This window comes from Streptomyces sp. bgisy130 (assembly GCF_057708345.1).
In genome coordinates this window covers 22,962-44,974 of the sequence record NZ_JBYISA010000050.1, presented here as the reverse complement: position 1 = coordinate 44,974, position 22,013 = coordinate 22,962, and the positions used below count along the sequence as shown (strand labels likewise).

Genomic DNA, 22,013 nt, shown 5'->3' with positions numbered 1-22,013 from the left:
CCCCCCCCCCCCCCCCCCCCCCCCCCCCCCCCCCCCCCCCCCCCCCCCCCCCCCCCCCACCGGCCCGCCCTGCGCGGCACCTGACGCGCCCCGGCCCGCCTAGCGCGGCACCTGCCCCACCAGAACGAACACATTGGCGCGCAGCAGCATCCCGGCCGGGCGGGGCAGCGGATGGGAGTACGTCCGCCGTACCGCGAGCCCCGCGGATTCGGCGAAGGCGCGCAGCAGCGGGAAGTCGGTGAAGCGCACCGGGGCGGGGCCGGCCCGGTGCCCGGCCTCCTGCGCGGTGATCAGCAGCACCCCGCCGCCGAGCCGTACGTACGGCACATACGCCCGCAGCAGGCCCTCGACCTGTTCGTCGTCCAGGTGCTCCAGGACGTGTGCGGTCAGCAGCGCGTCGAACGCGCCGGGGCGGGCGTGCGGGCTCGCGAGGAAGGTGTCGGCCGTGTAGGCGGTCAGTCCGCGCTCCCGGCAGCGCGCCACGGACCGCGGGTCGTGGTCCACGCCGACGCTGCCGGGCGCGCAGCCGGCGAGGGTGTCGCCGGTGCCGCAGCCGATCTCCAGGACCCGTCCGCCGCCGATCCGCCGCAGCTGGCTGCGGAACGGGGACCGGGCGGGCAGCAGCCGGGCCGGTCCGCGGCGTCCGCGCTCGGCCGGCAGCCGCGCGGTGGAGGCGGACGGGGCGGTGCCCGCGGGGGGCGCGGGCCGAGCGGTCCGGACGTCGCTGCCGGGCGGCCCGGCGTCGGGGCTGTCGGTGGCGGCGGAGCTGTCGGTTCGGCCGGGCATCGGGACGCGGTCACCTTCCCTGGGGAACAGGGCGCACAGGGCGCCGTAAAGCTGTGCAACGGGTCTACGGCATCGGACGCGGCCCGGCGCTACGGCGCGCCGACTTCGCGCACTGAGCGTAATCATGTGAACACGCGGTGTCGATGATGTGTCTCACCCTTTCAGCGCAGATCCGGTGACCGTGCCGCCGTGGGCGAGTTGAACGGACCGGTCTTGTGCATCGCCAGTCCGGAAAGGCTTGGTCCGCGTATGAAGCCACGGCTCACCGTCGTCGTCCCGGTCCATCGCAGCGAGGGGTCCGAGCGGAATGTGGAGGAGTGCCTGGAGTCGGTCGCGGCCCAGACGCTGACCGAGCTGGATGTGGTGCTGGTGGACGGCCCACCGGGGGCGGGGCCCGGGGACCCGGCCGCGGAGGCCGGCCCGGCCGCTGTTGCCCGGCGGTTCGCCGCCCGTGACCCGCGGTTCCGGATCGTCCACCACCAGGAGGGCGGCCCGGCCGCCGGCTGTGGCGCGGCCCGCAACACCGGTGCCCGGCACGCCTATCCGCACACCGACTACCTCGCCTTCCTCGACGCCGGGGAGGATGTGCTGCTGCCGCGGGCGTACGAGGATCTCGTCGGTCTGCTGGACCGGTCCGGGTCGGATCTCGCGACCGGCAATGTCTACCGGCTCGGCGCGGCCGGCCGCAGTCAGTCCGCGCATCATCCGGCGGGCCGGGAGACCGCGCTGCGCACCCGGATCGGCGACGACCTGACGCTGCTGTCCGACCATGTCGCGCGCAACAAGGTCTTCCGCCGCGCCTTCTGGGACCGGCACGCCCTGGCCTTCCCCGAGGGTGAGTGGTGCCATGACGCGGCGGTGACGCTGCCCGCGTTCTTTCTCGCGGAAGCGGTCGATGTGCTGCACGAGCACGTCTGTTACCGGCGGCTGCCGGAGGGGCCCGGCCGGCACCGGCGGCTCGATGCCCGGGGCGTACGGGACCGGTTCGCGGCGGTGGCCGGTATCCGGCGATTCCTCGCCGATCCGGCGCGGGCGGGGCTGAGCGGCCACCGGAACGACTATGACCGCGCGCAGCTCACCGAGGGGCTGCTCGACCTGGTGGAGGCGCTGCCGGGGGCCGCGCCGGAGTGCCGGACCGCATTCCTGGACTGCGCCCGCGGCTTCCTGTCCGGTGTGGAGCCGCGGCTGTTCCCCACGCTGCCCGTGGAGCTGCGGATGCGCTGGTATCTGATCCGCGCCGGGCGGCTGGCCGATCTGCTGGCGCTGCTCACCCATGAGGCCCGTAATCCGGCCGGGTTCACGGTGGCCGGGCCGCCGCTGCGCAAGCGTGCGGTGCTGCCGCTGACCCCGCCGCTGGAGCTGCCGCCGGGCGTGACCCGGCTGGACCGGGCCGACTTCCCGGTCGTGGCGCGGGTGCGGGAGGCGGTGTGGCGGGACGGTGTGCTGGTGCTGCGCGGCTACGCCTATCTCCGGAATCTGGATGCCGCGGCCCGGCACCGCTATCTGCGGACGGCCGTGCTGTCGTGCGGGCGGCGCCGGGTGCTGCTGCCGCTGCGTCCGGTCCCGATGCCGGAGGCGACCGCCGAGTCCGGTCAGGAGCTGCACTGTTACGACTGGTCGGGCTTCGAGCTGCGGCTCGATCCGGCCCGGCTGCGCAAGGGGGGCCGCTGGGAGGAGGGCGACTGGACCGTCGGGGTGCTGCTGGCGTCGGCGGGGGTGGTGCGGGCCGGGGCGCTGTCCGCGCCGGATGCCGGGTCGGGGGCCGCGCCGCGCACCCATGACGTGGCCGGGGACGGCGCGGACGACGGGCTGCGGATCACGCCCTGGTATGCGGGCGGGCGGCTGCGGCTGTCGGTGCACCGGCGCACCCGGCGGCTGGCCGGGCACGGTGCCGCGGCGGCCGGTGACCTGGATCTGACCGTCAGCGCGCCCGGCCCGCGGCCCGCCGCGCTGCGGCTGACCCACCAGGGGACGGGCACGGTGGTGTCGTTCCCGGTGGAGGCGGTGCCGCCCGGGGAGGCGGGTGCCGCGGAGGCGGGGTCCGGGGCGGCGGGCGAGGTGTCCGGCGGTGCGCCCGGCGGCCCGCTGTCGCCGTACACCTTCCGCATCCGGCTCGACGCCCTGGCCGCCGCCCGCCCCACCCGGGACGGCGCGCCCCGGGCCGTGCCGCCCGCGCACACCGACAGCTGGGCGCCGGAGCTGGTGCTGCCGGGCGGCGGCACCGACCCGATCGCCTGCGAGCCCGGGCTGACGCCGGTGCCGTATCCGCTGCCGCACGGCCGTGAGCTGGTGGTGGCCGCCACCCCGGCCGGGCAGCTCGTGCTGCACGACCGCGTCCCGCAGCCGTACCTGGACCGGCTGTTGTGGCGCGCGGACGGCACCCTGCTCCTGTCGGGCGGGCTGCCGGCCGCCGCGCCGCACGCCACCGAACTGGTCCTCAAGCACGGGGCGCACGCCACCGAGCTGGCCTTCCCCACCACTCATGACGAGGGCCGGTTCCACGGCACGCTGCCGCTGGGCGGGCTGCCCTCGCTGGCCGGGGCGGTGCCGCTGCGCGAGGGCCGCTGGACGCTGCATCTGCGTGAACGGGGCGCGCCCGGCTCCCCGTTGGACGTCCCGGTGCGCTGTGCGCCGTCGGTCCTCGACGGGCTGCCGGCGACCCGTACGGTGCGCGGCAAGCCGTTCGGCCTCGACCGGCACCGGCACGACGAGGCGCTCGTGGTGGCGGGGCCCGCGCTGCCGGCCACCGACCGCGGCCCCTACCGGCGCCGGATGCTGCGCGAGCAGCACTACTCGCTGCACCGCTCCCGTCCGCTGCGCGACACCGTCCTCTACAGCAGCTTCGGCGGCCGCGCGTACGGGGATTCGCCGCGGGCGGTGCACGAGGAGCTGGTGCGCCGGGGCATGGAGGTGGAGCATCTGTGGGCGGTGCGGGACGCGCAGAGCGCGGTGCCGGCGACGGCCCGTGCGGTGCTGGTGGGCAGCGCCGAGTGGCACGGGGCGCTGGCGCACAGCCGCTGGGTGGTCACCAACACGCATCTGCCGCGGTGGTTCACCCGCCGGGGCGGTCAGCGGATCATCCAGACGTGGCACGGCACCCCGCTCAAGCGGATCGGCGCCGATCTGGCGGGCACGCTGTGCGCGGGCCTGGCGCATCTGGCGCCGCGGCCGCGGGTGAGCCGGCAGTGGAGTGTGCTGCTGTCGCCCAACGCGCACAGCACTCCGGTGCTGCGGTCCGCGCTGGGCTACTCCGGCCGGCTGGTGGAGACCGGACTGCCGCGTACCGACGCCCTGTTCGCGCCCGACCGCGAGCTGACGGCGGCCGCGGTGCGGGAGCGGCTGGGGATCGAGACGGGCCGGAAGGTCGTGCTGTACGCGCCGACGCCGCGGGACGATCTGGCCTACGACGCGGGGCATCACCGGCTGCATCTGCCGCTCGATCTGGAGCTGGCGCGGCGGGAGCTGGCCGACGACCATGTGCTGCTGGTCCGGGGCCATCCGATGGTGGCCGACCGGCTGCCGGCGCACCATGCGCCGTTCGCCCGCGATGTGTCCGCGCACCCGGACGCCACCGAGCTGCTGCTGGCGGCGGATGTGCTGGTCACCGACTATTCGTCGCTGGCCGTCGACTTCGCCAACACGGGCCGCCCGATGCTGTTCCTGACGCCCGATCTGCCGCACTACCGGGACACGCTGCGGGGCTTCACCCTGGACTTCGAGGCCCGGGTGCCGGGGCCGCTGCTCGGCTCGACCGGTGAACTGATCGACGCGCTGGGCGACTTGACGGCGATCGCCGCGGCGGGCGCGGACGCGTACGCGGATTTCCGGGCGGCCTTCTGCCACCGGGACGACGGCGGTGCGGCGGGCCGGGTCGCGGACCTGATGGAGCGGTGACCGGGGCCGGTCCGCCGCAAGATGAGGGTGGCTGGATCGGCATCCTGCGGCACCCGCGTCGTTACAGCATGTGCAGGTGCCCTCACGGGCCCCGGCGCACCCCGAGCCCGGCTCCCGCCCGGCAGAAACGGCAAGAGGGCGGAAAAGCGGAGCGACGGGTGCAACCGTGCGACGGATTTCCCCCTCTGAATCATCGGAAATGGGTTCGGAATTCCCGCTCGCGCCAAGAGATGCTGTCGACACGAAATGTAGATTTCAGTGACTGTGAAAGAAGCCCTTGAGCCACTGCCGGGGCCCACCATCACGCCATCCGCGCAGGTCAGCATCGTCGTCATCGCCTTCAACGATGTCGGCCATGTCGGCGAGGCGGTGCGCTCCGCACTCGCGCAGGGGAAGCCCGGCGAAACGGTCACCGAAGTGATCGCGGTGAACGACGCGTCCACCGACGGCACCGGCGCCGCCCTGGACGCCCTGGCCCGTACCGAGCCGCGGCTGACGGTCATCCACCGCGACGAGAACAGCGGCGGCTGCGGCACCCCGCGCAATGACGGACTGCGCGCCGCTACCGGGCGGTTCGTGATGTTCCTCGACAGCGACGATGTGCTGCCGCCGGGTGCGGCCGGCGCGCTGCTGGCCGCGGCGCTGGAGCATGACTCCCCGGTGGTGGCCGGGGCCTGTGTCCGCCGTGAGCTGCCCGCGCACCGCGATGTCCCCTGGCAGCCCGGCCTCTACCGCGAGCCGGCCGTCCATGACTCGCCCGAGAGCAGCCCCCAGCTGGTGCGGGACACCCTCTGCGTCAACAAGCTCTACGAGCGGGCGTTTCTCGACAAGCACGCGATTGCCTTTCCCGAAGGCCGTTTCACCTACGAGGACTTCGTGTTCACCGCGCGGGTGCTGGCCGCCGCACCGCGGATCGCCACCATTCCCGAGCGGGTCTATATCTGGCATGTGCGCCGCTCGGCCGCCCGGCAGTCCATCTCGCTGGACCGCACGGACGTCGCCAACTGGCAGGCGCGGATCGCGGCGCACCGGGCCAGTGTGCAGATCTTCCAGGAGGCCGGGCACCGGGCGCTGGCGCATGCGGCGCGCACCAAGTTCCTCGACCACGATCTGCGGATGTACGTCCGTGAGCTGCACACCCGCGGCGCCGACTACCGCGCCGAGTGGTGGCGGCTGACCCGGAAGTATCTGGCCGGTTTCGAGGAACCCGATCTGCGTGCGGCGCGTGCCCCGGCGCGCTGGCTGGCGCGGGTGGTGCTGGCCTCGCCGGCCCCGCGGGACCTGGGGCGGCTGACGCAGCTGGCGGCCCGGCCCGGCCGGCTGCTGCCGCCGTACGCGGAGGCCGACGGCCGGGCGGTGTGGTCGGGGGACCTGCCCGAGGTGGAACTGGACGCGATCGGCACCAAGCCGATGCACCGGCTGCCGGTGACCATAGACGCGGAGCCCGCCGTCAGCAGCCCCGGTGTGCTGCGGCTGCGGGTGCACGATCTGTACGGGCGGCTGGCCGCGGCCGGCCCGGAGAGCATCGACATCGAGCTGCGGCGCCGCCGGGACGACCGGCGCGGCCCGGTGCACACCGCCGCGCTCACCCCGGCCCCGTCCACCGGCGGCTCGGAGACCTGCTGGACCGCGGAGATCGTGCTGGATCTCGGTGCGCTGGTCGAACGGGACGGCGCGCACCGTGCCGATCCCGAGCCGTGGGATCTGATGGCGCGGGTCAGCTGCGCGGACGGGGCCGGTTTCCGGGCCGCGCTGCGGGCCATCGGGCCGGGGCTGCGCCGCCGGGTGCTGCCCAGCCGCCGCCATGTCCTGCTGCTGGTGCAGCCGTATGCGACGACCGGCGGCGCGCTGTCACTGCGGGTCGCGTCGGGGCTGCGCAGCGTCTGGCGGATCGCCGCCCGGCGGCTGCGCGGCTGACCGCCCCGGGCCGTTCCCCCTCCGCTTCGTCCCCGAGCCTAGGATTGATGCCATGTCTTACTTGATCACGGGTGGTGCCGGCTACATCGGCTCCCATGTCGTACGGGCCCTGCGCCAGGCGGGCGAGACGGTCGTCGTGCTCGACGATCTGACGACGGGCGTGCCCGCCCGGGTCCCGGAGGACGTCCCGCTGGTCGTCGGCTCCACGCTCAACCGTGCGCTGCTCGACTCCACCTTCGCCGAGCACGGCATCACCGATGTCATCCATCTCGCGGCCAAGAAGCAGGTCGGCGAGTCCGTCGAGATGCCGCTGCTCTACTACCGGGAGAATGTGCACGGCCTTCAGACGCTGCTGGAGGCGATGGCCGCGGGCGGGGTCGGCCGGCTGGTGTTCTCCTCCTCGGCCGCGGTCTACGGCATGCCGGATGTCGATCTGGTCACCGAGGACACGCCCTGCACGCCGATCAATCCGTACGGCGAGACCAAGCTGGTCGGCGAGTGGATGGCCCGGGCGGCCGGCCGGGCGCACGGCATCAGCACCGCCTGCCTGCGCTACTTCAACGTCGCCGGGGCGGCCACGCCGGAGCTGGCCGACACCGGGGTGTTCAACATCGTCCCGATGGTCTTCGAGCGGCTCACCGCGGGCGCCGCGCCGCGGATCTTCGGCGATGACTACGACACTCCGGACGGCACCTGCATCCGCGACTACATCCATGTCGCCGATCTCGCCGAGGCCCATGTGGCGGCCGCCCGGAAGCTGGCCGAGCCGGGTCCGGTGCGCGATCTGACGCTGAACATCGGGCGGGGCGAGGGGGTGTCGGTGCGCGAGTTGGTCGATCTGATCGCCGGGATCACCGGGCATCAGGACGTCACTCCCGAGGTCACCCCGCGGCGGGCGGGCGACCCGGCCCGGGTGGTGGCGGCCGCCGACCGGATCGCCGACGAGCTGGGCTGGAAGGCCCGGCACGACGTCCGCGACATGATCACCTCGGCCTGGGAGGGCTGGCAGCACCACCACCCGCAGGGCTGAGCGGGCCACGTACCCCGCGTACGGCCGCCGGCACCGTGCTCAGCGGTACCGGCGGCCGCGTCGTGCGGGCCCCCGGTGGGGGGAGCCTCAGCCCCCGGCCGGTTTGCGGGCGATGACGAGTGCCTGCGGGGTGGACTCCCCCAGCTCCTCGTCCGGCTCCCGCAGCATCTGGGTCCGTACCTCCAGACCGGCCGCGGTCAGCAGGCCGGCGATCCGGTCCGGGCGGCGGCGCCGGAAGTCGAGCGCCACGGGGTGCCCGAACGGCTGCGCCACGTGCAGCGGCTCGTCCCCGGTCTGGAAGGCGAGCAGCAGCAGGCCCCCCGGGGCCAGCAGCCGGTGGAACGCGGCGAACAGCTCCGGCAGTTGTTCCTGCGGGGTGTGGATGATCGAGTACCAGGACACGATGCCGCCGAGCGCGCCGTCCGGCAGTTCCAGGCCGGTCATCGCCCCCACCTCGAAGCGGAGCTGCGGATGGATCCGCCGGGCCAGCGCCACCATCTGCGGCGACAGATCGACGCCGAAGACGGACAGGCCCAGGCCGGCCAGCCGAGCCGTCACCCGGCCGGGCCCGCAGCCGAGGTCGGCGACCGGGCCGGCGTCCGCGGCCCGCACGAGTTCGGCGAACCCGGCGAGCACCGCCCGGTCCATCGGCCGGTCCGCGAGATGGTCGCGGAAGTGGGCGTCGTAGTCGGCGGCCACGGCGTCGTAGAACGCCCGGGTGGTCTTCAGGAAGTCCGGTTCGGTCACGGACGGGCACCCTACTCCGCGCCCCGGGCCGTTGGCGGGGCGCGCCGGGTGCCGCTCAGGTCAGCGGGTGGGACGTCCGGCCGGACGCCTCGTCGATCTCGTCGTGTGCCTTGGTCAGCAGTTTCATCGCCAGTTCGTTGAGCGCTCTGGCTCCCGCGACCTCTTCGCCGACCCTCGGCTGGTTGGAGTCGACGGGGTGGCGGCTGGCGTAGCCGTGGGACCGCACCTCGGTCCCGTCGGGGAGCCGTACCAGGGCGGCGGCGCGAGTGCGGTGGTTGTCCTCCTCGAATTCCAGCTCGACATGCCATCCGACAGCGGTCTGCAACATGACGATCACCTCCGGAGCCGCTGCTACCAGGGTGCGCCCGCTTGCCGTCCGCCGCACGGTGTGCGGGGGCCGGGCCTCCCTCGGGAGACCCGGCCCCGGCGCCCTCAGCGGTGCCGCGCCGCTACGGCTGGAGGGTGATCGAGTTGATCGGCGTCATGTCCTTGTCGATGTAGTTGTTGGCCGGCAGGTAGCCCTGGCAGCCGGTGCCGTTGTAGCCCGTGCAGGTCCGCATGGTGGCGCCCCCGGACTGGTTGTTGTAGATGCGGTGCACCCCGACCATGTTGCTGAGGTTGTGGGCCCCGTAGCTGTAGTAGAAGTGCGACGGGTGGCCGCCGTTCCAGCCGGCGTTCTGCGGGTAGATGCAGACCGCGCCGTAGGGGCAGCCCTGGGTGGTGGCGGCCTTGGCGGCGGCGGGTCCGGCGGTGGCGACGACCGTGCCGGCCGGGACGATGAGCGCCGCGACGGCCGCGGCCGCTATGCCGGCGCGCTTGATGACGGACATAGGTGTTCCCCCTGTCATAGGCCCCGCGAGGTCCTCGCTCGCGGGTGCACCGTTGCCGGTGCCTGATAGTCGGTCAGCCTGTGGCAGCGGGGGCGGGGCGGGCAACGGCATTCGGCTATTGCCGAAAGGGGCTCGCGGGGCCGGGAGTCGGTGCCGCGGGGCGGAAGCGGGGGCGTACGGCGGTGTCAGCGGCGCGCCCGGCGCAGCAGACGCACCCGGCGCAGCAGACCCGCCCGGGAGCCGCCCGGCACGGTGAGGGTCAGCGGTGTGGGCCCGCCGTCCCCGCGGCCGGCCGTGTGGACCGGCAGCTCGTGGCGGAACGGGCCCGCGGTCACCCGCAGCGCCACCTGCCAGGTGCCCGGCGGGCCGCCGCGCAGCAGGGCGCGCACGGTGTGGCGGTCGCCGGCGGCCCGCTCGACCGTGGTGCGCAGCGCCACCGTGCGGGTCCCGTCGTGGAGGATCAGCCGCAGTCCGGCGTCCACGGGGCAGCCGGGGAGGGTGAGCCGGGCGGTGACGGTGGTCCGTCCGGTGCGGGTGCGGTCCGCCGTGCCGCGCAGATCGCCGCCGAGGGGCCGGCGCGCGCCGTCGCGGTCCAGGTCGAGGTTCAAGTGGCCGTGCGGCCGGGAGCGGAAGAGGGCGGCGACGGCCGGGCCGGCCGGGCCCCGGCCGACGATCCGCGGCACGAAGCCGGGGTCACCCGGGTCCTCCCCGTCGTCCTCCGGGACCAGCCACGCCTCGCGGCGCAGGGCGGGCCCCGCGGCGCCGCCCGGGCCGTACGCGGTGACCGCGACCTTCAGGCCCCAGACGCCGTCGGCCGGCGGCCCGCCGCCGGCCGCGGTCGCCGGGTCGACGGCGGCGCGCCAGGCTCCGTCCGCGTACCGGGCGGGGATGCGGTGGGTGGTGCCGTCGCGGCGCAGCAGGATCTCGACGGTGTCGCCGGTGAGGCCGGGGAGGGCGGCGGTGCCCCGCAGGTGCAGTACGCCGCCCACCCAGTGCTGCCGGAGCAGCCGCTGGCGCAGCACCACGCGGTCGGTGAGGTCGTAGCAGGCGTCGGGGAGGGCGCTGCGGGGGTCGCGGAAGTACGGGTAGCCGGCGTAGACGCGGCCGTCGTCGTCGAGGTGCGGCGGGTCCGGGCGGGTCCCGGTGTCGGCGCGGACGACGGCGGTCAGCTCGTCGTCGAGGCCGGCGCGCAGGCAGTGGGCGCGCAGCCGGAGGCCGGGCGGCAGGGCGGTCAGTACCCGGTCGGTGAGGTGGCGCGCCACGAGCGGGCGGGCGGCGGCCGCCATCGCGGTGCGGCCCGCCGGGTCGCGGGCGAGGTAGGGGGCCCCGAAGGGCATGAGTATCTCGCCGTGGAAGTGCCGGACCATCAGCTTGTCGCGGTTCGCGCCGGGCGGGACCGCGGCCGCGACCCCGTCGAGGACGGTGCCGATGTAGCCGAGGTATTCGCACCAGTCGGTGTCCTGGCGGCTGGCGTTGCTGTTGTCCTCGCGTCCGTGCAGGTAGTAGCAGGTGCGGTCGGCGAAGACGGAGACGACGTCGGCGCGCAGCAGGGCGGTGATGCCGAACGGCAGGTCCTCGGCGAGCAGCCGGCCCTCGACGAAGCGCAGCCGGTGGCGTTCGACGAAGGACCTGCGGAAGAGTTTGTAGGCGGCCAGGGACCAGTAGACCGGGGAGTCGAAGACGGAGACCCGTTCGCTGGTGGTGCGCAGGTCGACGGGGGCGGCGCGGCCGTCGGCGCCGGCGATCCGGCCGTAGACGATGTCCGAGCGGCACTTCTGGGCCGTCCGGGTGAGCCAGAACAGCGCCTCGGGGTCGAGGCGGTCGTCGGAGTCGAGGAAGAAGACGTAGTCGCCGGTGGCGCGGGCCAGCCCGGCGTTGCGCGGCTTGCCGGCGCCGCCGGAGGCCGCCTGGCGCAGCACCGTCAGGTGGGGGTGGCGGCGGGCCTGTTCGGCCAGCCATTCGGCGCTGCCGTCGGTGGAGCCGTCGTCGACCGCGATCACCTCGATGTGGCGCCGGTCCAGCGTCTGGGCGAAGACGGAGCCGAGGCTGCGGTCGAGGTAGCGCCGGGTGTTGTGCACCGGCACGATCACGGAGACGGTCGGCGCCGGGGCGCGGGGTCCGGTGGGGACCGCGGCCGCGGGGTCGTCGGGGACGGGCACCGTGCCTCCGTTCTTTCGGCAGTCCCCCGAACCGCCCGGCGCCCCGGCGGGGCGGAGGGGACTCCTCAGACATACAACGCGGGGTGAACGTTCGCCGGTCGTGGCGGCGGACTGCCGGTGGCTCCGGCCCGCCACTCCCCTAGAGGCGGTCCGGCTCCCGGAGGTTGCGCTTCCGCTCGCCCCTTTCCGCGACCGCGCGGCACCGGCGGCATCCGTACCTCAGTGGAGAGCGCCGCCCGAAAATTCACTACTTGTCGGCATCTGTGATGAGCCACACAGACATTTTCGATGAGCGCACAACAACCTTTTCGGGTGAACAGTGGTCAGATAGCTGACGCCACAGGAGGCCCCTTTGGGCCCTTTTGTGTTCTGTACTCAGCTCGCCACGAGGAGTAGCACCACATGTCCGAGACAGGCCCCGGCGCCGGACCCCGCTTCAGCATCATCGTGCCCGTGTTCCGGGTGCAGGGCTTTCTGCGCGCGTGCATCGACTCGGTACTGGCGCAGGATTTCCCGGACTTCGAGCTGCTCGCCGTCGACGACTGCTCGCCCGACGGCAGCGGCGCCATCCTGGACGAGTACGCCGCGCGCGACGACCGCGTCCAGGTCCTGCACCTCCCGGAGAACGCCGGTCTGGGCCCCGCCCGCAACGCCGGCCTGGAGCGGGCCCGCGGCGACTACCTCCTCTTCCTCGACAGCGACGACACCCTCGCGCCCGGCGCGCTCGGCGCCCTCGACGGACGGCTGGCCGCCACCGCGCACCCCGAGATCCTGATCTTCGACTACGCCCGGACGTACTGGGACGGCGCCACCCGCCGCAACACCCTGTCCGCGCTGCTCGACGAGTCCGGCGCACCGTCCTTCCCGCTCGCCGAACGGCCCCAGCTCCTCGATCTGCTCCAGATCGTCTGGAACAAGGCCTACCGCCGCGACTTCGTCGAGGAGCACGGCTTCACCTTCCCGGTGGGCTACTACGAGGACGCCCCCTGGACGTTCTGCACGCTGATCACCGCACCGCGGATCGCGGTCCTCGACCGGGTCTGTCTGCACTACCGCCAGCGCCGGCAGGGCGGCAACATCCTGCGCACCACCAGCCGCCGGCACTTCGACGTCTTCGACCAGTACGCCCGGATCTTCGACCACCTCGACGCGCACCCCGAACTGGCGCGCTGGCGCCCGCACATGTTCCGCAAGATGACCGACCACTATCTGACCGTCCTGGACAAGCCCGGCCGGCTGCCGCGCCACGACCGGGCCGAGTTCTTCCACCGCGCCGCCCGCGACTACCGCCTGCGCCGCCCGGCCGGCTTCGTCCGCCCCTCCGGTGTGGCGGGCGGCAAGTACGCGCTGCTCGCCAGGGACGCCTACCCGGCACTGGCCGGTCTGAAGGTCGCCGGCACGGTGCGGCGCACGGTGCGCAAGCACGCCGGCAAGCGGATCCGGCAGGCCAAGCGCAAGGCCATGGACCTGCGTTACCAGGCGCTGCTGCGGCAGCCGCTGGACGAGAACCTCGCGGTCTACTCCGCGTACTGGAACCGGCTGCCGTCCTGCAACCCGCTGGCGGTCTACGAGAAGGCCAAAGAGCTGGCGCCGGACGTGCACGGCGTCTGGGTCGTCAAGAAGCAGCTCGCCGACGCCGTCCCGGCCGGCATCGACCATGTCGTGCTGAACTCGCCGCGCTACTGGGAGGTGGTGGCCCGCGCCAAGTACCTCGTCAACAACGTCAACTTCGCCGACAACGTGGTCAAGCGCGAGGGCCAGATCCATCTCCAGACCCACCACGGCACCCCGCTGAAGTCGATGGGCACCGACCAGAAGCGCTACCCGGCCGCCGCCAAGGGCATGAGCTTCCGCAAGCTGCTGGCCCGCGCCGACCGCTGGGACTTCTCGCTGTCCGCCAACCGGCACACCACCGAGCAGTGGGAACGCGTCTACCCCTGCGACTTCGCGTCGGTGGACGCCGGTTACCCCCGTAACGACGTCTACTACCGGGCCACCGCCCAGGACGTCCTGGACATCCGCGAGCGTCTCGGCATCGCCCCCGGCAGGACGGCCGTTCTGTACGCGCCGACGATGCGCGACTACCAGGTCGGCTATGTCCCGCGGCTCGACCTGGAGCGGATCTCCCGCGCCCTGGGCGAGAACTTCGTCCTGCTGGTGCGCACCCACTACTTCTACGACCGGGACCCCGGCCTCCAGCAGCTCCAGGAGCGCGGTGCGCTGATCGACGTGTCCGGCCACCCGGTCGTCGAGGAGCTGTGCCTGGCCGCCGACGCCCTGGTCACCGACTATTCGTCGATCATGTTCGACTACGCCAACCTCGACCGCCCGATCATCACCTACGCCGACGACTGGGACACCTACGTCCGCTCCCGCGGCGTCACCTTCGACCTGCTCTCCGGCCTGCCCGGCGACGCCCCCGGCGTGCTCACCACCACGGAGGACGAGCTGATCGAGGCGTTCCGCAGCGGCCGCTGGGACGACGAACGGTCCACCGCCCTGCGCGCCGCCTTCCGCGCCCGCTTCTGCCCCTGGGACGACGGCCACGCGGCCGAACGCGTGGTACGCCGGGTCTTCCTCGGCCAGGAGGCCACCCCGGAGCCGTTGCCGCTGGAGGCGCGCACGGTCGCCCCGAGCCCGCGCGCTGCGGCAGCGGAGGTGGCAGCGGCAGCGGGCGTGGACACGCGCCCCTCGGACGTGGAGATGGCGGGCTGATCGGTCGGTTGCTGCGCGCCTTGCCGCCGCCGGCGGGATTCCGGCGGGGGCGGTGGGGGGCGGAGGCCATATCTGTCCGCCCCCCCGGAATACCCCGCCCCACCCCACCCGTTGTGGCCTCGCAGGGGGCCCTCGCACCCCTTACGGGATCCGTTCGCCCCTCCCTAGGGGCCGCCCCGCCTCACTCCACCCCGAGCGCCGCCACCACCGAGCGCGACAGTGCGTCGAGGTACCCCTTGGGCAGTTCGTCGCGGGCGACCAGCAGCCGCCAGTACAGCGGCCCGGTCAGCAGGTCCAGGGCGAGGCGGGCGTCCACGTCCGGCGGCAGCTCGCCGCGTTCCACCGCCCGGGCCACCACCGCGGCCGCGACACCCTCCTGGCTGTCGTGCAGCGCCGCCTTCAGCGCCTGTGCCAGCTCGGGGCTGCGGGCCGCCTCCGCCAGCAGGTCCGGGATGATCTGCGAGGCCATCGGGTGCCGCAGCGCCCGCGCCGCGACCTCCAGCAGCATCCGTACGTCGCCGGCCAGCGACCCGGTGTCCGGCGTCGGCATCCCCGCCGCGGCCACCGCGGACACCACGTCCAGGACGAGGTGCAGCTTGGAGCGCCACCGCCGGTAGACGGCGGTCTTGCCGACGCCCGCCCGCCGCGCGATGCCCTCGATCGACATCCGGGCGAAGCCCGCCGCCGCCAGCTCCTCGAAGACCGCGGCACGGATCGCCTCGGTCTTGTCCTCGCGCAATACGGCGGCGCCCGCCGGGGCCCGGCGCGCCGCCGCGGGTTCGCTCCCGCTGCCGTCTTGTGCCATGGCTGGAGCCTACCGTTACGACGCTACGGTTGCGTTTCGACGCAAGCTCCCTTTAGTGTCGACGTCGCGACGATACGGACCCGTCCCGTCGTCGCGCTCCGTTCCGCTTCCCCCGTCACGCAAGCGAAAGCGGCTCCATGCCCCAGACCCTCGCTCCCCCGGCCCCGGCGCCCACCGGGGCGTCCACCCCCGGCGCGGCCCCCGACCCGGAGCTGCGCGCCCTGGCCGAGCGCCATGGACTCACGGTGAGCGGCGCCCGCCCCTCGCTTCCCGAGTACGTCCGCCGGCTGTGGCAGCGGCGGCACTTCATCAGGTCGTTCGCCGGCGCCAAGCTCACCGCGCAGTACAGCCAGGCGAAGCTGGGCCAGTTGTGGCAGGTGGTGACCCCGCTGCTCAATGCGCTGGTCTACTACTTGATCTTCGGCCTGCTGATCGGCACCAACCGGAACGTGGACGACTACATCCCGTTCCTGGTCACCGGCGTCTTCATCTTCACCTTCACGCAGAGCTCGGTGATGGCCGGTACGCGGGCGATCTCCGGCAACCTCGGCCTGGTGCGGGCGCTGCACTTCCCGCGGGCCTGTCTGCCGATCTCGTTCTGCCTGATGCAGCTCCAGCAGCTGCTGATGTCGATGGGCGTACTCATCGCCATCCTGCTGGCGTCCGGACAGCTGCCGACGTGGTCGTGGCTGCTGGTCGTGCCGGCGCTGGTGCTCCAGTTCGTGTTCAACACGGGGCTGGCGATGGTGATGGCGCGGCTGGGTTCGAAGACCCCGGACCTGGCGCAGCTGATGCCGTTCATCATGCGGACGTGGATGTATGCCTCCGGCGTCATGTACAGCATGAGCGCGGTCACCGCGGGCAAGCATGTGCCCGCCGTCGTCCAGCTCCTCCTGGACCTCAATCCGGCGGCCGTCTACATCGACCTGATGCGGTTCGCGCTGATCGACAGCTTCCTCGGGAAGCAGCTGCCGCCGCATGTGTGGGCGCTCGCCGGGGGCTGGGCGCTGGTGATGGGCGTCGTGGGCTTTGTGTACTTCTGGAAGTCTGAGGAGCGGTACGGACGTGGCTGAGCAGAACAACGGCGGCCGGCCGGCCGAGGCCCGGATCCCGACGGTGATCGCGGACGATCTGCACATCGTCTACCGCGTCTACGGCACCGGGGCGGGCAAGGGCAGCGCCACCGCCGCCCTCAACCGCATCGCGCGCCGCAAGCCGTCCTCGGGCGTGCGTGAGGTGCACGCGGTCAAGGGTGTCTCCTTCACCGCCTACCGGGGTGAGTCGATCGGGCTGATCGGCTCCAACGGCTCAGGCAAGTCGACGCTGCTCAAGGCGGTGGCCGGGCTGCTGCCCGCGGAGCGCGGCAAGGTCTACACGCACGGCCAGCCCTCGCTGCTGGGCGTCAACGCGGCCCTGATGAACGACCTGACCGGCGAGAAGAACGTCCTTCTCGGCGGGCTGGCGATGGGCATGTCCCGCGAGCAGGTCCGTGAGCGCTACGAGGGCATCGTCGACTTCTCCGGCATCAACGAGAAGGGCGACTTCATCTCGCTGCCGATGCGCACCTACTCCTCCGGCATGTCGGCCCGGCTGAAGTTCTCCATCGCCGCGGCCAAGGACCACGACGTGCTGATGATCGACGAGGCGCTGGCCACCGGTGACCGCAGTTTCCAGAAGCGCTCCGAGGCCCGCATCCGCGAACTGCGCAAGGAAGCCGGCACGGTCTTCCTCGTCAGCCACAACAACAAGTCCATCCGCAACACCTGCGAGCGCGTCCTGTGGCTGGAGCGCGGCGAGCTGATCATGGACGGCCCGACGGACGAGGTCGTCAAGGCGTACGAGGCGCACCGCTGACGCCGCGCCGGACACGACGGAGGGGCGCACCCGCGACGGGTGCACCCCTTTGCCGTACCGGAAGCCGGGCCACGCGGCGGCCCGGCTCCGTCAGTTGTGCGTGCGCAGCAGCGTACGCATGGTCCGCATGGCCACGGACAGGTTCGCCAGGTCGAAGCCTTCCGACCCGTGGATCTCCTCCAGCGTCGCGCGGGCGCGGCTGAGGATCGCCGCGTTGGCCTGCTCCCAGGCCTTGAACCGCTGCTCCGGCGTCGAGGAGCCGTTGCCCACCGACAGCACGTCCGAGGTCAGCGCCGCATGGGCGGCGAAGAGGTCCTCACGGATCGAGGCGCGGGCCATCGACTGCCAGCGGTCGTTGCGCGGCAGCTCCAGGATGCGGTCGAGGAGCTGGTTGATCCGCAGCCGGTCACCCAGGTCGTAGTAGACCTCGGCGACATCCAGCGGTTCCTTGTCCAGCCGGTCGGCGACCGCGACGATGTCCAGCGCCGGGAAGACCGAGGAGAAGCCGGACACCTGGACGGCCAGCTGCTCGGGCACGCCGGCGTCGGTCAGCTCCTCCAGGATCGCCTGGAACCATTCCAGGTCGCCGCCCTGGAGCAGCTTCGGCAGCTCCGACCACACCTGGGCGACCCGGTCCGCGAAGAAGTCGATGGTCTCCGACAGCTCCAGCGGCTGCGGGCGGTTGTTGAGCAGCCAGCGGGTGCCGCGCTCGACCAGCCGGCGCGAGTGCAGCCGGATCCGGGTCTGGACGTCGGCCGCGACGACATTGTCGAGCGCCTCGACGTCGTCCCAGACCTGGCCCAGCCGGAAGATGGCGCGGGCCGCGGTCTGTGCCCGGACGACCTCTTCGAGGGAGGCGCCGGTCTCCTCCCGCATGCGGTGCAGGAAGCTCGTACCGCCGGTGTTGACGGTGTCGTTGACCAGCACCGTCGTGACGATCTCGCGGCGCAGCGCATGCCCGTCGACCTGCTCGGGGAACCGGTCGTGCAGCGCCGAGGGGAAGTAGGCGTGCAGCAGCCGCTGGAGGTAGGCGTCGTCCGGCAGTCCGGTCTGGATCAGCGCCTCGGAGACCGTGATCTTGGTGTACGCGAGGAGCACCGCGGTCTCGGGCTGGGTCAGCCCGCGGCCGGCGTTCAGCCGCTCGCGGATCTGCCGGTCGGTGGGCAGGAACTCCAGCGCCCGGTCGAGATCGCCGTCGCGCACCAGCCGGCGCATGAAGCGCTGCTGGGCGTTGAGCATGCTGGAGGACTGGGCGAGGGCCAGCGCGAGCGCGGTGTTCTGCGCGTAGTTGTTGCGCAGCACCAGCGCGCCGACCTCGTCGGTCATCTGGGCCAGCAGCTTGTTGCGCTGCTTGACCGTCATGTCGCCGTCCGCGACCACGGAGTTGAGCAGGATCTTGATGTTCACCTCGTGGTCGGAGGTGTCCACACCGGCGCTGTTGTCGATCGCATCGGTGTTGATCTTCCCGCCGGCGGTGGCGAACTCGATCCGGCCCAGCTGGGTCAGGCCCAGGTTGCCGCCCTCGCCGACGACCTTGACCCGCAGGTCCTCGCCGCTGACCCGGATGGCGTCGTTGGACTTGTCGCCCACATCGGCGTTGGACTCCGCCGAGGACTTCACATACGTCCCGATGCCGCCGTTCCACAGCAGGTCGACCGGCGCCTTGAGGATGGCCTGCATCAGATCGGCGGGCGTCATCTTCTTCACCCCGGCCTCGATGCCGAGGGCGGCCCGCACCTGCGCGGTGATCTGGATGGACTTGGCCGAGCGCGGGTGGATGCCGCCGCCCTGCGAGAGCAGCTCGGTGTTGTAGTCCGCCCAGGACGAGCGGTTCAGCTCGAAGAGGCGGCGGCGCTCGGCGTACGAGGTCGCCGCGTCCGGGGTCGGGTCGAGGAAGATGTGCCGGTGGTCGAAGGCGGCGACCAGCCGGATGTGCTCGCTGAGCAGCATGCCGTTGCCGAAGACGTCACCGGACATGTCGCCGACGCCGACGACGGTGAAGTCCTCGGACTGGGTGTCCACGCCCAGCTCGCGGAAGTGCCGCTTGACCGACTCCCAGGCGCCGCGGGCGGTGATGCCCATGCCCTTGTGGTCGTAGCCGGCGCTGCCGCCGGAGGCGAAGGCGTCGCCCAGCCAGAAGCCGTACGACTCGGCGACCTCGTTGGCGATGTCGGAGAAGGTCGCGGTGCCCTTGTCGGCGGCGACGACGAGGTAGGTGTCGTCCTCGTCGTGCCGGACGACGTCCTTGGGGTGCTCGACCTCGCCGCCGACCAGGTTGTCGGTGATGTCCAGCAGACCGGAGATGAACGTCTTGTAGCAGGCGATGCCCTCGGCGAGCCAGGCGTCGCGGTCCTGCGACGGGTCCGGCAGCTGCTTGCCGACGAAGCCGCCCTTCGCGCCGACCGGCACGATGACGGTGTTCTTGACCATCTGCGCCTTGACCAGGCCGAGGATCTCCGTACGGAAGTCCTCCCGGCGGTCCGACCAGCGCAGACCACCGCGCGCGACCTTGCCGAACCGCAGGTGGACGCCCTCGACCTGCGGGGAGTACACCCAGATCTCGTACGCCGGGCGGGGCGCGGGCAAGTCGGGGATGGCCTGCGGGTCCAGCTTCATGGACAGGTAGCCGTGCGGGCTGCCCTGGCTGTTCTTCTGGTAGTGGTTGGTGCGCAGCGTCGCCTTGATGACCGTGAGGAAGGACCGCAGGATCCGGTCCTCGTCCAGGGAGGCGACCTGGTCCAGCGCGCCGTCCAGTTCCTCCAGCAGCCCGTCGGTCAGCTCCGTGCCGGCCCGCTGCCGGTCGGGGGACATCCGTGCCTCGAAGAGGGAGACCAGCAGCCGGGTGGTGTGGACGTTGTTGGAGAGGGTGTCCTCCATGTACGTCTGGCTGAAGGTCGAGCCGGCCTGCCGCAGGTACTTGGCGTAGGCCCGCAGCACCATCGCCTGGCGCCAGTTGAGGCCGGCCCGCAGCACCAGGGTGTTGAAGCCGTCGCTCTCGGCGGCGCCGGTCCACACCGCGGTGAAGGCGTCCTGGAAGCGCTCGCGGGCGTCGTCGCCCTTGATGTGCTCGGGCATCCGCAGCCCGAAGTCGTAGACCCAGGCGATGGTGGAGTCGGCGCAGCGCAGCTCGTGCGGGCGCTCGTCGACGACCTCGACGCCCAGGCGGTTCAGGCCGGGCAGCACCCGGGACAGCGAGACCGGCTCGCCCCTGCGGTAGATCTTGAAGCGGCGCTCGCCGGGGCCCGCGTCGACCGGCTCGTAGAGGCTGACGGAGAAGTCGTGGCCGGGCTCGCCGGTGAGCTTCTCCAGGTGCTGGACGTCGGCGACGGCGCTGCGCGGGCTGTTGTCGGCCTTGTAGCCCTCGGGGAAGGCATGGCCGTAACGGCGCAGCAGCTCGGCGGCGCGCTCCTCGCCGACCTCGGCGTTCAGCGCCTCGGAGAAGCCGTCGGCCCAGGAGCGGGCGGCCTCCACCAGCCGGCTCTCCAGGCGGTCCGCGTCGGCGTCGGTGAGCTCCGGCAGGCTGGCGCCGGGCTCGACGCGGATGACGAAGTGCAGCCGGGAGAGGATCGACTCGGTGTTCCAGGCGGTGAAGTCGACGCTGGTGCCGCCCAGTTCCTCCTTGAGGATGTCGATCAGGCGCAGCCGCACACCGGTGGTGTAGCGGTCGCGCGGGAGGTAGACCAGCGCGGAGTAGTAGCGGCCGTACTCGTCCTGCCGGAGGTAGAGCCGCAGCCGGCGGCGCTCTTGCAGGTAGAGGACGCTGGTGGCGATGGACCGCAGTTCGTCGACCGGCGTCTGGAACAGCTCGTCGCGCGGGTAGGTCTCCAGGATCTGGAGCAGGTCGCGGCCGTCATGGCTGTCGGGGCTGAAGCCCGCGCCTTCCAGGACCTCGGCGACCTTGCGGCGGATGACCGGCACCCGGCGCACGGACTCGGTGTACGCGGCCGAGGAGAACAGGCCCAGGAAGCGCCGCTCACCGACGACATTGCCCTTGGCGTCGAACTTCTTGACGCCGACGTAGTCGAGGTAGGAGGGGCGGTGGACGGTGGCGCGGCTGTTGGCCTTGGTCAGGATGAGCAGCTTGTGCTCACGGGCCTTGGCGCGGGCGTCGGCGGGCAGCCGGTTGAAGGACGGCGAGACGGGGTGGCCGTCGGCGGTCTCGCGGTGCGGCGGGTCGGCGCGCAGTATGCCCAGCCCGGTGCCGGGCACGGCGCTCAGCACGTCCTCGTCGATGCCGCCCTCACCGGGCGCGGTGGTCAGCTCGTACTCGCGGTAGCCGAGGAAGGTGAAGTGGTCCGCGGACAGCCACCGCAGCAGCTCCTGGGCCTCCTCGATCTCCCGGTCGCCCAGGTCACCGGCGACCGGCTCGGCGGGCAGCTCCTCGGCGATGCGGCCGGCGGCGGCCCGCATCTTCTCCCAGTCCTCGACGGCCTCACGGACGTCGGACAGCACCCGCAGCAGATCGGCGGTGATCTGCTGGAGGTCCTCGCGGTCGGTCTCGCGGTCCATCTCGACATGGATCCAGGACTCGGTCACCGCGTCGTGCGGCAGCTTGGTGCCCTTGCCCTTGCCGGTCTTGCCGTGGGCGTCGCAGTTGGAGTCGAAGACCTCGATGAGCTTGCCGGTCACATCACGGCGGACGATCACCTGCGGGTGGATCACGACATGGATGCCGCGGCCCTGCCGGGAGAGCTCATTGGTGACCGAGTCGACCAGGAACGGCATGTCGTCGGTGACGACCTCGACGACGGAGTGGCTGCACGTCCAGCCGTTCTCCTCGACGGTCGGGGTGTGCACCCGGACGTTCGCGGTGCCCTGGGGGCGCATTTCCGCGAGGCGGTAGTGCGAGAGCGCGGCGCCGACGACATCCACCGGGTCACGGTCGGTGAGGTCCTCTGGGGCGGTGTGCAGGTAGTAGCGCTGGAGGTATCCCGAAAGGGTGTCCGGGTCAAGGCCGCGTCCGGGGTGCTTGCCCCCGGCCTGGCTGCTTTCAACGACCCGGGCGGCCCTGGCGAGCAGCTCGGTTTTGGCTTCGTCCAGCTTGGTCTGCATGTCCTCTGGCTCCTGTCGCGCGCCGTTGCGTGACGTTGTGGAAGAACGTGGTGGAAGAAGCACAACGCCGCGACGCGGGGTGTCCTGTCGCTGTCGACGCTATGCCGCGTGGAGAGAAGGCCGTGCCGTTATCGGCAATCTTTGACAATGCCGACCGTGGGTGGCCGCAAAGACCAGCGACCGCCCGGTCACGGTGGTGCCCCGGGCGCACGGCAGGGGCCTCG

13 protein-coding genes are annotated in these 22,013 nt (G+C 72.6%); 6 read left to right on the top strand and 7 right to left on the bottom strand.

Going from position 1 to position 22,013, the window contains the following annotated elements; translation table 11 throughout:
- Positions 1-99: 99 nt before the first annotated feature.
- A complete protein-coding gene (locus AC3EUV_RS34875; protein WP_435604656.1) occupies positions 100-786 on the bottom strand; it encodes a class I SAM-dependent methyltransferase in 687 nt (228 codons plus the stop codon).
- Between the two features lie 249 nt (positions 787-1,035).
- Between AC3EUV_RS34875 and AC3EUV_RS34870 the strand changes: the two genes are divergently transcribed.
- From AC3EUV_RS34870 to galE, 3 genes are all read left to right on the top strand, one after another.
- The gene (locus AC3EUV_RS34870; protein WP_432140923.1) at positions 1,036-4,680 is read left to right on the top strand and encodes a bifunctional glycosyltransferase/CDP-glycerol:glycerophosphate glycerophosphotransferase; all 3,645 of its coding nucleotides are present in this window, start codon (positions 1,036-1,038) and stop codon (positions 4,678-4,680) included.
- 264 nt (positions 4,681-4,944) lie between these two features.
- A complete protein-coding gene (locus AC3EUV_RS34865; RefSeq protein ID WP_432140924.1) occupies positions 4,945-6,597 on the top strand; it encodes a glycosyltransferase family 2 protein in 1,653 nt (550 codons plus the stop codon).
- A gap of 52 nt (positions 6,598-6,649) precedes the next feature.
- Entirely contained in the window at positions 6,650-7,627 is a 978-nt protein-coding gene (galE, locus tag AC3EUV_RS34860) for a UDP-glucose 4-epimerase GalE (protein WP_432140925.1), read from the top strand.
- 87 nt (positions 7,628-7,714) lie between these two features.
- Here galE and AC3EUV_RS34855 read toward each other — a convergent pair whose 3' ends face one another.
- The 4 genes from AC3EUV_RS34855 to AC3EUV_RS34840 form a co-directional block, all read right to left on the bottom strand.
- Entirely contained in the window at positions 7,715-8,374 is a 660-nt protein-coding gene (locus AC3EUV_RS34855) for a class I SAM-dependent DNA methyltransferase (RefSeq protein ID WP_432140926.1), read from the bottom strand.
- Positions 8,375-8,429: 55 nt separating this feature from the next.
- Complete coding sequence (locus AC3EUV_RS34850; protein ID WP_018091225.1) at positions 8,430-8,702, bottom strand: DUF1876 domain-containing protein; 273 nt, start codon at positions 8,700-8,702, stop codon at positions 8,430-8,432.
- Positions 8,703-8,823: 121 nt separating this feature from the next.
- Positions 8,824-9,204, bottom strand: coding sequence for a hypothetical protein (locus tag AC3EUV_RS34845; protein WP_387245861.1), 381 nt, complete (start codon positions 9,202-9,204; stop codon positions 8,824-8,826).
- A 185-nt stretch (positions 9,205-9,389) separates the two neighbouring features.
- Positions 9,390-11,363 (bottom strand): glycosyltransferase, encoded by a 1,974-nt coding sequence (locus AC3EUV_RS34840; RefSeq protein WP_435604655.1) that lies wholly within the window; start codon positions 11,361-11,363, stop codon positions 9,390-9,392.
- Positions 11,364-11,765: 402 nt separating this feature from the next.
- Between AC3EUV_RS34840 and AC3EUV_RS34835 the strand changes: the two genes are divergently transcribed.
- Positions 11,766-14,078, top strand: coding sequence for a bifunctional glycosyltransferase/CDP-glycerol:glycerophosphate glycerophosphotransferase (locus AC3EUV_RS34835; RefSeq protein WP_435604654.1), 2,313 nt, complete (start codon positions 11,766-11,768; stop codon positions 14,076-14,078).
- Positions 14,079-14,259: 181 nt separating this feature from the next.
- Here AC3EUV_RS34835 and AC3EUV_RS34830 read toward each other — a convergent pair whose 3' ends face one another.
- The gene (locus AC3EUV_RS34830) at positions 14,260-14,883 is read right to left on the bottom strand and encodes a TetR/AcrR family transcriptional regulator (RefSeq protein WP_432140929.1); all 624 of its coding nucleotides are present in this window, start codon (positions 14,881-14,883) and stop codon (positions 14,260-14,262) included.
- Positions 14,884-15,020: 137 nt separating this feature from the next.
- On the opposite strand from AC3EUV_RS34830, the gene AC3EUV_RS34825 reads away from it, so the two are divergent.
- Together AC3EUV_RS34825 and AC3EUV_RS34820 are read left to right on the top strand one after the other, a co-directional pair.
- The gene (locus tag AC3EUV_RS34825) at positions 15,021-15,956 is read left to right on the top strand and encodes an ABC transporter permease (protein ID WP_435604653.1); all 936 of its coding nucleotides are present in this window, start codon (positions 15,021-15,023) and stop codon (positions 15,954-15,956) included.
- A complete protein-coding gene (locus tag AC3EUV_RS34820; protein WP_432140931.1) occupies positions 15,949-16,737 on the top strand; it encodes an ABC transporter ATP-binding protein in 789 nt (262 codons plus the stop codon). The genes AC3EUV_RS34825 and AC3EUV_RS34820 overlap by 8 nt, the downstream gene beginning before the upstream one ends.
- Positions 16,738-16,827: 90 nt before the next feature.
- Here AC3EUV_RS34820 and AC3EUV_RS34815 read toward each other — a convergent pair whose 3' ends face one another.
- Positions 16,828-21,789, bottom strand: a complete 4,962-nt coding sequence (locus AC3EUV_RS34815) for an NAD-glutamate dehydrogenase (RefSeq protein WP_432140932.1) — start codon at positions 21,787-21,789, stop codon at positions 16,828-16,830.
- Between the last annotated feature and the right edge of the window lie 224 nt (positions 21,790-22,013).